This window comes from Cupriavidus sp. 05N40 (assembly GCF_056397305.1).
Genome location: NZ_JBFTND010000033.1, coordinates 41,934 through 54,701, shown reverse-complemented (window position 1 = coordinate 54,701; position 12,768 = coordinate 41,934). Strand labels below are relative to the sequence as shown.

Sequence of the window (12,768 nt, the reverse complement as noted above, 5' to 3'; positions counted from 1 at the left end):
TCATCGACTCCCGGAAATCAGCGAAAAGGAAGGAAGCAAGGCATTGGAGGGGCCAGATCGCGGCGCGCCAGCGACGAGCAAACGCCGCTGGTGCCTTGTTCGCAAACCGGCTCAGTGCGCCTTCGGCGGTTTATATTCTACTGCCGAGGCAAACTGGCGGACTGTGGCGGGGGGGACCTCGCCCACCACGGTAATCCAGAAATCGGCAACCCGGCGCACCACCACCTGGGTGGCGCCGAGCGAGGCGACGCCTTCGCGGCGTACGCGCTGCTCGGAAACGGGCTCGATGAAGACCGACAAACCGGTCAGCCCGTCGCTGTAGACGATCTGGAGCACCTCGAAAACCTGGCCGCGCGGGTTCGCCTGCGGCGAGCGCAGCTCGCCGAGCGGGCGACGGACCTCGCGGATCTTCAGGAAGCCCTTGACCGGAATCCCAATGGTCCAGCCTTCGTCGGCAATATTGGCCGGCTGGTTGGTGACTTCGTAATGATTCCAGGCCCCGGAATTCTTGATGGCGGTGAGGATGCGCTGCTTCTCGGAGGGCACGCCKATCTCGACCTGCGAGAACGCAACCTGCTCCAGCACCTTGCCGCCCTCTCCCACGGTCTGGGCGCGCATCAGCAGGCCGGAGTTTTTCTCCGCCCACAAGCGTACGCCGTAGCGCGCGGAATCGTGCGGATCGAGCGAGAACACTTCGCACTCGACGCCAGCCACGCGCTCGCCGGGAAGCTTGCGCATCTCGTAGATATCGAGAACGTCGCTTTTATTGGTGGCGAGCAAGGCCGGGAAGCGATCCTTCGCCTCCTGCTTCTCCACCACCACCAGCTTGGCTTCGGGGATCAGGCTGTGGACGACATCGTTCTGGCGCAGCACTTCGCGCGGCTTGCCATCGAGCGTTTCCAGCCGTTCGTACTCGTTGTTCACGAGATCGCTGTAGTGCTGGATGCGCGAGGCATGCATCACGCTGCCGCGCTGATAGATCAGCGTACCGACATAGTTCTCGCGCTGGGCGGCGCGGTGGATCTTGTTGAGCCAGGCCGTCGCATCGCGGCGGGCCAGCGTATTGTCCGGCGGCTGCGCGCTTGCCGCGGCCGCAGTCAGACACAAGGCCAGAAAAAAGGACCTGCGAAGGGCCCTTATTCTGTGTGCGCCCGCTACATTGGCGGGCGACCATCCTTTATGCATGTCCGGCATTATTCCTGCGAGTTGTCCTGAGAAAAGTTTGCGCTGTTGGCAACAGTGCGCATGGTCGGCACGACTGCGTCGGTGGCGACCGATACCCGATGGGCACGCAGGTACTCGTCGAGGCGCGGATCGCGGATCATCTGCGCACTGTCGGCGGCAACCGTCACGATACCGCCAGTCTTGGGCACTGCAGGCTGCTCGACGCGCGCGACCACGGCGTCCGGCGTGCCGAGATCGGTGACACCGCGCATCTGCGGCACCACCACCCAGCTCACGGCAGCCACCGCGGCGGCGATGGCCGTACCCGGCATCACCCTGCGAACCCAGGACGGCTTGAACAGCATGCGGTGCGCCGACGCCTGCGCCACCGCCGGCACCAGCACATGCGGTTCGCTATCGAGGCGCGCGGAAAAACGGGCGAGAAAATCTTCGGTGGAGCCGGCATGCGTCAGTTCTTCCGAACGCAGCGCGTCGCCGATCAGCTGATATGTCGTCCAGCTCGCCATGCCCGGCTCGCTCTTGGCGAGATCCAGTACGGCATTGATTTCGTGCGGCGCCAGCTCGCCATCCATCAGCACGGAGATCTGCTCCGCTGCTTCCACTACATGAACCGACTGCTTATGAGCCTGACCCATTTCCCGCCCCTAGAAAAACCATTGAACACCGACAATCCCGTCTACTGCTTTGTCGTTTATCGATGCAGGAATAGGCTGCAACGCTGGCCGCACGACATTTCTTGCTACTTTTTCTTGCTACTTACCACTTACCACCGCTTGCCCTCTGCCGTTCCCAGCAGCGGACGCAATTTCTCGGCAATCGCCTCACGTGCCCGGAAGATGCGCGAGCGGACGGTTCCGATCGGGCATCCCATGGCTTCGGAGATCTCCTCGTAACTGAGGCCCTCGATTTCACGAAGAGTGATGGCAGTGCGCAATTCCTCCGGTAGTGCCTCCATGGCCCGGTTGACCGTTTCTGCGACCTGGCGGGTATGGAGCATCGACTCCGGCGTATTGATATCTCTTAGTTGCTCGCCGTCCGCAAAAGTTTCAGCCTCTTCGGCATCGATATCGCTGGAGGCTTCGGGCCGGCGTCCCTGGGTGGCCAGGTAGTTCTTCGCCGTGTTCACCGCAATCCGGTACAACCAGGTGTAGAACGCCGACTCGCCACGGAACTGCGGCAAGGCACGATACGCCTTGATGAAAGCGTCTTGTGCCACATCCTCCACTTCCGCCGAATCCCGGACCAAACGCGAAATGAGCCTGATGATCTTGCGGTGGTATTTGGCCACCAACAATTCAAAGGCTCGCTTGTCGCCCTTCTGGACGCGTTCAACGAGGAGCTGATCGGCTTCGCGTTCGCTCACGAATGGGTCACCTGCAGTGTATCTCTTGGTATCGTCTTCACGACAAACGTTGTATTTTACCTACGTTGCCCACTGCACAGTCAGTGCGGTGCAACGCATTTTGTGAAGAATGCCCGCGGCCATTGCCCATCAGGCGACGCCACCGGCCGCGGCCTGCTCGCGCCGGGCGACGCCCAGGGCACGTTTCAGCGCTCTCAATGAGGAGGGTGCCGCCGAACCCCGGCTGATGACGAGGATCCCGGGCGGCTTGCCGCTGACAGGCTCCATGGCCAGCAAAAGAGCCAGTCTGCCCAGCTCCCAGCTGGAGCGCACGCGCGCCACCGCGTGGGCGCCATCCGGCAGGCGAACCAGAATGGCCGCGCGGCCGGTGGCGTCGCGGCCTTGCACCAGTCCCGCATAGGTACAAGCCGCGCCGCGCCACAGCGCGGGCCAGTGGCTCAGCATCCACGCGCAGGACGCCGCCAGTGTGGACACCGACAGCCATTGCGCCAGATTCCAGCCATGTGCCGAGCGGCCAAAGCCCCATATCGCCTCGCGCGCAAGCAGCGCAAGGGCCGCCATCTCGCAAGACAGGAACAGCGCCAAGACCCACCGCAAGCGATGGGTCCTGAGCGAAGTCCGGAGGAGCGATAACCGGCAGCCGCCGGATTCAGGCGCGACGGAAGACAAGCGTGCCGTTAGTGCCGCCGAAACCGAAATTGTTCTTCACCGCCACATCGATCTTCAGGTCGCGTGCCGTGTTGGCCACGTAGTCCAGGTCGCACTCGGGATCCTGGTTGAAGATATTGATGGTCGGAGGCGAGACCTGATGGTGTAGAGCCAGCACCGTGAACACGGATTCGAGGCCGCCGGCGCCGCCCAGCAAGTGGCCGGTCATCGACTTGGTGGAATTGACGGCCAGCTTGTAGGCATGGTCGCCAAAAGCCAGCTTGATGGCTTCGCTTTCGTTCTTGTCGCCCAGCGGCGTCGAGGTGCCGTGCGCGTTCAGGTAGCCGACTTCGTCGGCGTTGACGCCGGCGTTCTTCAGCGCGCTGACCATGCAGCGGCGCGGACCATCCATATTCGGGGCGGTCATATGGAACGCGGGACGCGGCAGCGGGATCGTCGTTGCGGGTCGACAGCGCGCGCGCGGCGGCGAAACCGCCAATGCCGAGCGGCGAAACCGTAGATTCCGCACCGCCGGCCAGCATGGCGTCCGCGTCGCCGGCCTGGATCAGGCGGGCGGCCAGGCCGATGCTGTGCAGGCCGGTGGTGCAGGCCGTCACGGCGGCCAGGTTCGGGCCCTTGAGTCCATGGTAGATGGACAGGTGACCCGCGATCATATTGATGATCGAGCCCGGCACGAAGAACGGCGAGATCCGGCGAGGACCCCGATTGGTCAGCTCGGCGTGGGTATCCTCGATCATCGGCAACCCGCCGATGCCCGAACCGACCAGCACACCGATGCGCTCGGCATTGTCCTCGGTCACTTCGTAGCCGCTGTCCTTCAGCGCCTGCGAACCCGCCGCGATGCCATAGTGGATGAACGTATCCATGTGGCGGGCTTCCTTGGCAGGGATGTAGTCCTCTGCCTTGAAACCCTTCACCTCGCCGGCGAAATGCACGGCAAGCGCGGAATGATCGAATTTGGTGATGGTGGCGATGCCAGACTGACCTGCAACCAGGTTGGCCCAGCCTTCGGCAACCGTGTTTCCGACCGGAGACACAAGGCCAAGCCCAGTGACGACGACGCGACGACGGCTCACTATGATTTCCTACGGGTACGTGAAGCAGAACCGGAACGATTGCCGGGGCTGGCCATGGGCCGGCGCCGGGCCACGCCGATCGCGGCGCGGACTATCCGATTGTGCTTCTTCGAACAGACGAAAGCCACAGAAAACAGCGCGGACGACCCAACGGCCCGTCCGCCTGCCTTCTGTGGCTCGGAATCCAGATACGACAGGCTTAGGCCTTGACGTGTGCGGTGGCGTAATCGATAGCCTGTTGCACGGTCGTGATCTTTTCGGCTTCCTCATCGGGAATTTCCATGCCGAATTCATCTTCCAACGCCATCACCAGCTCAACCGTGTCGAGCGAATCCGCACCAAGGTCGTTCACGAACGAGGATTCGTTCTTGATGTCTGCCTCGGCCACGCCGAGTTGCTCTGCCACGATTTTCTTGACGCGTTGTTCGATATTGTCCATGTAACCCTCCAGGGAAGTTCGACAAAAAGTGGGCGCATTTTAGCAGGTTTGGGCCATAAAAATCCCACCCGCCTTCTATTGCAAGAACGGCGCCCGTTTAGTTCAAAAAACAACCACTTCACGCGGCTTCTGCCGGCTTCTCCCTCGAAACCGGCCGCCGCGAAAGGTGATCAATTCATGTACATGCCACCATTTACATGGAGCGTCGTACCGGTGATGTAGGCCGCCTGGGGACCGGCCAGAAAAGCCACCGCGTGTGCGATGTCCTCCGGCTGGCCCAGCCGACCCAGCGGAATCTGGGTCTTCAGTGCTGCGTGCTGCTCATCCGACAGGACCTTGGTCATGTCGGTGTCGATGAAACCGGGCGCCACGCAATTCACGGTCACGTTGCGGCTGCCGATCTCGCGGGCCAGCGCCCGGCTCATGCCTTCCACGCCGGCCTTGGCGGCGGCGTAGTTCATCTGGCCGGGATTGCCGGTGGAGCCGACCACCGACGTGATATTGATGATACGGCCACCGCGCGCTTTCATCATCGGGCGCAGCACCGCGCGCGACAGGCGGAACACCGCGGTCATATTGGTCTCGACCACCGCGCCCCAGTCCTCGTCCTTCATGCGCATGGCAAGCTGGTCCTGCGTGATGCCGGCGTTGTTGACCAGGATGCCGAGGCCGCCATGGGCCTTGACCAGCTCGTCGATGAGCGCCTCGGATGCCGCGGCATCGTTGACGTTGAGCACGGCGCCGCGGCCCTTGCCGCCGGCCGCCGCCAGGTATTCGCTGATGGCAGCCGCACCCGCTTCGCTGGTGGCGGTGCCGACTACCGTGGCGCCCTGCGCGGCCAGCTCGAGGGCGATGGCCCGGCCGATGCCGCGCGATGCGCCGGTTACCAGTGCGACCTGGTTTTCCAGAAATTTCGTCATTGCGTGGGTCCTAGTCTTACTTCAGCAGCGCCAGCGTGTCCTGCAGCGAGGCCGGATCGAAGATCGCGGCGCCGGTCAGGTTGCCGTCGATGCGCTTGGTCATGCCCGCCAGCACCTTGCCGGGGCCGCATTCGATCACATGGGTGACGCCCTCGGCAGCCATCTTCTGCACGCACTCCACCCAGCGCACGGGCGCCGCCGCCTGGCGTACCAGCGCATCCTTGATCGACTGCGGATCGCTGACGATGGCCACGTCCACATTGTTGACCAGCGGAATGGCCGGCGCGGCGAAGGTCATGCCCGCCATGCGCTCGCGCAGGCGGTCCGACGCCGGCTTGAGCAGCGAGGAATGGAACGGGGCCGACACCGGCAGCGGCAGCGCGCGCTTGGCGCCGCGCGCCTTGGCCATTTCGCAGGCCTTCTCGACCGCCGCCTTGTGGCCGGCGATCACCACCTGCGACGGCGCATTGAAGTTCACGGCTTCCACCACGCCGGCGCCCGCGGCCACAGCCTCGGCGCACGCGGCGCGCACATCGTCGTCGGACAGCCCGAGGATCGCCGCCATGCCGCCCTCGCCCACCGGAACGGCTTCCTGCATGGCTTGCGCACGGAAGCGCACCAGCGGCACCGCTTCGGCGAACGGAATCACCCCGGCCGCCACCAGGGCGGAATACTCGCCGAGGCTGTGGCCCGCGACCATGGCAGGCGCCGCGCCGCCGGCATCGATCCAGGCGCGGTAGACCGCTACCGCGGCGGTCAGCATCACCGGCTGGGTATTGGTGGTGAGGTTCAGTTCCTCGGCCGGGCCTTCGGCGATCAGGCGGCCCAGGTCTTGCCCGAGCGCGGCGGAAGCTTCGTCCAGCGTGGCACGGACCACGGCGTTGTCGGCGAAGGCGTTGAGCATGCCGACGGCCTGCGAGCCCTGGCCCGGGAATACAAAGGAAAATTTCATCGCAATCGAATCTAGAAGATGAATACGCAAAACCGACGCGGCGTGCGGGACGGCATGCCGCCCCGCACGCCCGGATGTCACATGCGCGCCAGCACCGCACCCCAGGTGAAGCCACCGCCCACGCCTTCCATCAGCACGTGGTGACCGGCGCGGATACGGCCGTCGCGCACCGCGACGTCCAGGGCCAGCGGGATCGAGGCAGCCGACGTGTTGCCGTGCTCGTGTACGGTCGCCACCATGCGCTCGGCAGTCAGGCCGAGTTTCTTCGCCGTGCTCWGCATGATGCGGATATTGGCCTGGTGCGGCACCAGCCAGTCGACCTTCTCGGCCGGGAACTGCGCGCCGGCAAGTGCCTCGCGCGCAACCCTGTCCAGCACGGTCACCGCCAGCTTGAAAACGGCCTGGCCGTCCATGTGCAGGAACGCGTTGCCGGTGATATTGCCGCCGGCGACATTGCCCGGCACGCACAGGATCTCGACGTGGCTGCCGTCCGAGTGCATCGCCGAAGACAGGATGCCGGGTTCCTCGGACGCCGACAGCACCACCGCGCCGGCGCCGTCGCCGAACAGCACGCAGGTAGTGCGGTCATTGAAATCGAGGATACGCGAGAACACTTCCGAGCCAATCACCAGCACATTGCGATGCGAGCCGCTACGGATGAACTTCTCGGCCGTGGCCAGCGCGTAGACGAAACCGGAACACACGGCCTGCATGTCGAATGCGGCACAGTGATTGGTAATGCCGAGTTTCTGCTGCACCAGGCAGGCGGCGCTCGGAAAGACGAAATCGGGAGTCGACGTGGCGACGATGATCAGGTCGATGCTCTGGCGGTCGATGCCGGCCGCTTCCAGCGCGCGCTCCGCGGCCTTCACCGCCAGGTCGCTGCAGGTGACATCCGGCTCGGCCCAGTGGCGCGCCGAGATGCCGCTGCGCGAGAAGATCCACTCGTCGCTGGTCTCGATGCCCTTCTCAGCCAGTTGCGCCGCAAGCTCCTGATTGGTGACACGCCGGGGAGGCAGATAGCTCCCGGTCCCGATGATTTTTGCGTAGCTGGTCATGTAATGTCGGATCGATCGTGTGGCCACGGGTCGTCGCCCGCGGCATCTGCATCAGAACCTCAGGCGGCGTGCGGGCTTGGACTGGGATCCTGGGCGCCTGACTGCGGGCCGGAAGCCGGGGTGCCGGTACCTGACTTGTTGGCGAAAGCCTGAATGGTGCGAGCGATCACACCATTACTGGCCGCATCATACCCGCGTTTGATAGCCCACTCAAAAGCGTGCGCGTCGGCCGAACCGTGACTCTTGATCACGAGCCCGCGCAGGCCCAGCAGCGATGCGCCGTTGTAGCGCGCGGGGTCGAGGCGACGGGACAGGCGCTTGAGCACAGGCATGGCCAGCCCCGCCAGGAGCTTGGTGAACCACGAGCGCGTAAACTCTTCCTTGATCATGTTGCCGATCATCTTGGCCAGGCCTTCGCTGCTCTTGAGCGCGACGTTGCCGACGAAACCGTCGCAAACGACGATGTCGGTGGTGCCCTTGAAGATATCGTTGCCTTCCACGTTGCCGTAGAAGTTGAGCTCGGATGCGCGCAGGAGCTCGCCGGCCCGCTTGACCACGTCGTTGCCCTTGATCACTTCCTCGCCGATATTCAGCAGGCCGACGCTGGGGCGGTCCTTGTGGTCCACCACGGCGACCATGGCTTCGGCCATGCGCGCGAATTGCAGCAGATGTTCGGGCTCGCAATCAGCATTGGCGCCGAGGTCGAGCACGGTGGTGCCCCAGCCCTGTTCGTTGGGGATGGAAGTGGCGATCGCCGGGCGCTCGATCCCGTCGAGCGTCTTGAGCACGTAGCGCGACACTGCCATCAGCGCGCCGGTGTTGCCCGCCGAGATACAGGCATCGGCCAGCCCCTCTTTCACCTGGGTCACCGCCACGCGCATCGAAGAATCCTTCTTCCTGCGCAGCGCCACCTCGACCGGATCGTCCATGGTAATGACTTCGGTCGCGGCCACGACGCGCACGCGCGGATGATCGAGCGCGTGCAGCTTCCTCAGCTGCGCCTCGATGCTGTCGCGCAAGCCGACCAGCACCACTTCGGCGTCGTTATGGCTGGAGAGAAAACTGATCGCCGCAGGGATTGTCACGGAGACACCGTGATCGCCACCCATGCAGTCGATAGCTAGTTTGATCGTCATTGTTTCCTGGTGCAGAAGCGCATGTCGGCATGACTTATGGCCGGAAGCCTGCACTACGGTTGCGCGGCGAGCGCGCAACAAAAAAGCGGCAACGATTTTGCCGCTTTCTTGTTTTTGACCTACCAACGTGCGCGTACGAGACGCAAAGTCACGCCGAACGATCTGTCAGTCGTTCTTGGTCTTGATGACCTTGCGGCCACGATAGTAGCCGTTCGGGCTCACGTGGTGACGCAGGTGGGTCTCGCCCGTGGTCGGTTCGACTGCCAGCGGCGCTGCCGACAGGTGATCGTGCGAACGGTGCATGCCGCGCTTGGACGGCGACTTCTTGTTCTGTTGAACTGCCATGATGACTCCTTCGAGAATTTTTCAATGGTAACACACGCATCCCGCACGAGGCGTAGCCGGGCCCGGCCGGATGCTGATCCTGGTGCCTTGCGGACGTTGCCTGAAACCGGTGAACCGGCCTCAGTGCTTCGTCTTCAGGCCGGCCAGCGCCGCAAAGGGCGAAGGCCGTTTTTCTTCTTCCGGCGGTTCCTCTGCTTCGGGTTCCACCAGCCCGTCGGCCCCGGTCACGAGGCTTTCGTGCACCTCCGGGCAAACGTCATGCTTGGGCGCCACCGGCAAGGCCAGCAGCACTTCATCTTCAATCAGCGACAGCAGGTCGAAGCGCTTGGAGCCGACGATCACGTCGACCTCATCGTCGTCCATGGCCGCCGCATCGGCCTCTTCCTCGCTGGCCATCACCTCGAAGCACATGTCCGTGGCAATGGTCTCGGCAAAAACGCGCAGGCAGCGCTGGCAGTCCAGCCACACTCGCCCGTTCACGGTCAGATCGACGAACTGGCGCTGCGTCGCCGGCGCGCCGGGTTCGCCCTCTTCTTCCTCGACAAAGCCGGAAAGCACATAGGCGAACACTTCGTCGGGCGCCGATGCTGGCGCTTGCGCGGCGGTCTCGGCTATGATGCGCGGCAAATCGCGCACCGGAACTTCGCCGGCAGCATGGCCACCGGCGCGGCAAAATGCGAAGAGATCGAGCGCGCGCAGATCAATCGGCTGAATCGGCTGGGTCATGTCTTCTCGTGCCGTCTGTCGTGCCTTGCCGGAAGCACCCCGCTGGCCGGTTTCATCGCCAGGGCGACCCGAAACGTGGCCCGGGAGCCGCAAACGCCGGTATACACACAGCAATGCGCCGGACTTGCTTGGCTAAACAGACGATTATACGTCTATTTTTCTACTGCGGTCAAAATTTTGGATGACGACCATAGGTCGCTTTCCCTTTCCACTCAATTACTTATGTCGCAATCATCCCGTCCCGTGCTGATCCTCGGCTCCAGCTCGCCCTACCGCCGCGAATTGCTGGAGCGCCTGCGCATCCCGTTCGAGGTGGCAGTGCCGGATATCGACGAAACCCCGCTGGCGGGCGAAAGCCCGGAAGCCACCGCGCTGCGGCTGTCCCGCGCCAAGGCGCAGGCGATTGCAGACCGCCACCCGGGCACCCTGGTGATCGGCTCGGACCAGGTCGCCACGCTGGACGGCAGGCAGATCGGCAAGCCGGGCACCCATGAAAAGGCCCTCGCGCAACTGCAATGGATGCGTGGGCGTACCGTCACTTTCCACTCTGCCCTGTGCCTGTTCGACGGCCGCACCGGCGCGGCGCAACTGGCCGATGTACAGACACGCGCGACCTTCCGCGAACTGTCCGATCAGGAGCTGGAAGCCTACCTGCGCATCGAACGCCCCTACGACGTGGCGGGCAGCGCCAAATCGGAAGGCCTCGGCATCGCCCTGCTGTCGCACATGGAGTCCGACGACCCCACCGCCCTGGTGGGCCTGCCGCTGATCGCGCTGACCACCATGCTGCGCCACGCCGGCTACCCGCTCTTCCAGGCCTGAGCGCGCCGGCAAGGACAGCACCGATAACACTGACAGGAAACAAGCATGAGCGGCATCCTTTACCTGATCCCCAACACCCTGGGCAAGCGCGACGAGACCGACCCGCTGCCGGACGTCATCCCGGCTGGCGTGCAGCAGATCGCCGCCGGGCTGGATTACCTGGTGGCGGAGAATGCCAAGACCGCACGGGCCTTCCTGAAGAAGCTCGGCGAGACCTGCCCACTGGCCAGGCCGGTCCAGCAGATCGAAATCCGCGAACTCAACGTCAACACGCGCGACGATGCCCTCGCCGCCCTGCTCGCCCCGATCCGCGAAGGCCGCGACGGCGGCCTGCTGTCCGAAGCCGGCGTGCCGGCCGTGGCCGACCCCGGCGCCAACCTGGTGCGCCTGGCACATGCCAGGGGCGTGCGGGTGCGCCCGCTGGTCGGGCCCAGCTCCATCCTGCTGGCGGTCATGGGGTCCGGCCTGAATGGCCAGAGCTTTGCCTTCAACGGCTATCTGCCGGTCGATGCGGGCGAGCGCGCCCAGCGCCTGCGAGAGCTGGAGCAATTGTCGCGCAAGGCGCACCAGACCCAGGTCTGGATCGAGACGCCCTATCGCAATGGCCAACTGCTCGATGCCCTGCGCCAGCACTGCGCAGGCAATACCATGCTGTCCATCGCGGTGGACCTGACCTTGCCGAGCGAGACCATCGTGACGCTGCCCGTTTCCGAGTGGCGTCCCGAGCGGCTTGCGCTGCATAAACGCCCGGCCATCTTTTCACTGCTGGCCACCTGAACCGGCTCCCGCATAGCCCGGGAGCGAAAACGAAAAAACGGGGCGCTTGCGCCCCGTTCTGCATTTCCGCGCGTCAGCGCCCGGCTCAGTGGATTGCCTGCAGCCGCGTACCGAACAACATGGTCTTCATCGCCGCTGTACCCATCGCCGCGCCGAAGCGCTTGGCAACCCGCTCCGCGATGTTTTCCTTCACCGTGTAGTCGACGATGTCCTCGGCCTTGAACAGGTCGCGCGCGACATAGTCCGCATTGCCCAGCCCGTCGGCCAGGCCCAGCTCCACGCTGCGCTGGCCGGACCAGAACAGGCCGGAGAACAGGTCCGGATCGTCCTTGAGGCGGTCGCCACGGCCTTCCTTGACCACGTCGATGAACTGCTGGTGGATCTGCTTGAGCATGGTTTCCGCGTACTGCTTCTGCCGCGGTACCTGCGGCGAGAACGGATCGAGCATGCCCTTGTTGGCGCCCGAGGTATAGAGCCGGCGCTCCACGCCGAGCTTGTCCATCAGCCCGGTGAAGCCGAAACCATCCATCAGCACGCCGATGGAGCCGACGATGCTGGCCTTGTCGACGTAGATCTTGTCGGCGGCCGCCGCCACATAGTACCCACCCGAGGCGCAGATCTCCTCCACCACCACGTAGAACGGCTTGTTCGGGTACAGCGTGCGCAGGCGGTGGATCTCATCGTTGATCATGCCGGCCTGGACGGGCGAACCGCCGGGCGAATTGATCTTGAGGATGATGCCGGCGGCGCTGGAATCGGCGAACGCGGCCTGCAGTGCCGCGTTGATCGATTCGGCGCTGGCCGGCGTACCGGCCGCAATCTCGCCGTCGAGCGACACCATTGCCGTGTGCCGGCCGGACGTCGTGATGCCGCCGTCGCCCTTGAAATCGAAGATGGCGAAGAAGATCAAGGCAAGCAGGGCCAGCCCGGCGAAACGGAAGAAGATGCGCCAGCGGCGCGCGGCGCGCTGCTCGCGCAGGGTCGCCATCAGCACTTTTTCCAGCACATCGCGCTCCCAGCCAGCTCCGGTTGGCACCGGCCCGGCACCGCTGCCGGCCAGGCGCGCCTTGCGCTCGCTGGCTTCGCGCTGCGCGGCGGCGTCGCCCGCCCGCAGGTCCTGCTCCAGCGGAAAATCGGCGGCGGCGGCGGTTTCCAACCGGTCGTCCGATGCGGCGGACACCCCGGTGCTGGCAGGAGTGGCCGGATCCTTCGGCTTGCCAGTTTCGTCCTGGGGCGGTTTTTGCTCTTCAGTCATGCAGTTGGCTCTTGGTTCGCTCTTGGTTATCGACGGGCGCGCTCG

Annotated in this window: 14 protein-coding genes and 1 pseudogene; 2 read left to right on the top strand and 13 right to left on the bottom strand. The window is 64.4% G+C overall.

The annotated features are described in order from the left end of the window. Positions 1–111: 111 nt before the first annotated feature. From AC1DO7_RS10210 to AC1DO7_RS10155, 12 genes and pseudogenes are all read right to left on the bottom strand, one after another. The gene (locus AC1DO7_RS10210; RefSeq protein ID WP_441619403.1) at positions 112–1,185 is read right to left on the bottom strand and encodes a MucB/RseB C-terminal domain-containing protein; all 1,074 of its coding nucleotides are present in this window, start codon (positions 1,183–1,185) and stop codon (positions 112–114) included. Positions 1,186–1,193: 8 nt separating this feature from the next. Further along, on the bottom strand, positions 1,194–1,820 hold the full coding sequence (locus AC1DO7_RS10205) for a sigma-E factor negative regulatory protein (RefSeq protein WP_441619401.1): 627 nt from the start codon (positions 1,818–1,820) through the stop codon (positions 1,194–1,196). A gap of 128 nt (positions 1,821–1,948) precedes the next feature. Continuing rightward, a complete protein-coding gene (rpoE, locus tag AC1DO7_RS10200; protein ID WP_441619399.1) occupies positions 1,949–2,548 on the bottom strand; it encodes an RNA polymerase sigma factor RpoE in 600 nt (199 codons plus the stop codon). A gap of 129 nt (positions 2,549–2,677) precedes the next feature. Further along, positions 2,678–3,133: a hypothetical protein gene (locus AC1DO7_RS10195; protein ID WP_441619397.1), complete on the bottom strand. Its 456-nt coding sequence runs from the start codon at positions 3,131–3,133 to the stop codon at positions 2,678–2,680. A gap of 64 nt (positions 3,134–3,197) precedes the next feature. Next, positions 3,198–4,293, bottom strand: a pseudogene (gene fabF / locus AC1DO7_RS10190) (beta-ketoacyl-ACP synthase II). Between the two features lie 199 nt (positions 4,294–4,492). Next, the gene (gene acpP / locus AC1DO7_RS10185; RefSeq protein WP_008644813.1) at positions 4,493–4,732 is read right to left on the bottom strand and encodes an acyl carrier protein; all 240 of its coding nucleotides are present in this window, start codon (positions 4,730–4,732) and stop codon (positions 4,493–4,495) included. Between the two features lie 170 nt (positions 4,733–4,902). Beyond that, positions 4,903–5,652 (bottom strand): 3-oxoacyl-ACP reductase FabG, encoded by a 750-nt coding sequence (gene fabG, locus AC1DO7_RS10180; protein ID WP_441619394.1) that lies wholly within the window; start codon positions 5,650–5,652, stop codon positions 4,903–4,905. A 16-nt stretch (positions 5,653–5,668) separates the two neighbouring features. Beyond that, positions 5,669–6,604, bottom strand: a complete 936-nt coding sequence (gene fabD, locus AC1DO7_RS10175; RefSeq protein ID WP_441619393.1) for an ACP S-malonyltransferase — start codon at positions 6,602–6,604, stop codon at positions 5,669–5,671. A gap of 77 nt (positions 6,605–6,681) precedes the next feature. Continuing rightward, complete coding sequence (locus AC1DO7_RS10170) at positions 6,682–7,662, bottom strand: beta-ketoacyl-ACP synthase III (protein ID WP_477116065.1); 981 nt, start codon at positions 7,660–7,662, stop codon at positions 6,682–6,684. A 59-nt stretch (positions 7,663–7,721) separates the two neighbouring features. Beyond that, positions 7,722–8,798 (bottom strand): phosphate acyltransferase PlsX, encoded by a 1,077-nt coding sequence (gene plsX, locus AC1DO7_RS10165; RefSeq protein WP_441619479.1) that lies wholly within the window; start codon positions 8,796–8,798, stop codon positions 7,722–7,724. Between the two features lie 165 nt (positions 8,799–8,963). Then, entirely contained in the window at positions 8,964–9,143 is a 180-nt protein-coding gene (gene rpmF / locus AC1DO7_RS10160) for a 50S ribosomal protein L32 (protein ID WP_010814675.1), read from the bottom strand. Positions 9,144–9,263: 120 nt separating this feature from the next. After that, positions 9,264–9,869 carry a YceD family protein gene (locus tag AC1DO7_RS10155; protein ID WP_441619390.1) on the bottom strand — a complete coding sequence of 202 codons (606 nt, stop codon included), beginning with the start codon at positions 9,867–9,869 and terminating at the stop codon, positions 9,264–9,266. Positions 9,870–10,091: 222 nt separating this feature from the next. On the opposite strand from AC1DO7_RS10155, the gene AC1DO7_RS10150 reads away from it, so the two are divergent. Next, entirely contained in the window at positions 10,092–10,691 is a 600-nt protein-coding gene (locus AC1DO7_RS10150) for a Maf-like protein (RefSeq protein WP_441619388.1), read from the top strand. Between the two features lie 45 nt (positions 10,692–10,736). Then, complete coding sequence (locus AC1DO7_RS10145) at positions 10,737–11,468, top strand: SAM-dependent methyltransferase (RefSeq protein WP_441619386.1); 732 nt, start codon at positions 10,737–10,739, stop codon at positions 11,466–11,468. Positions 11,469–11,553: 85 nt separating this feature from the next. Here the strand turns inward: AC1DO7_RS10145 and AC1DO7_RS10140 are convergent, their stop codons facing one another. Further along, positions 11,554–12,723 carry a S49 family peptidase gene (locus AC1DO7_RS10140; protein ID WP_441643399.1) on the bottom strand — a complete coding sequence of 390 codons (1,170 nt, stop codon included), beginning with the start codon at positions 12,721–12,723 and terminating at the stop codon, positions 11,554–11,556. Between the last annotated feature and the right edge of the window lie 45 nt (positions 12,724–12,768).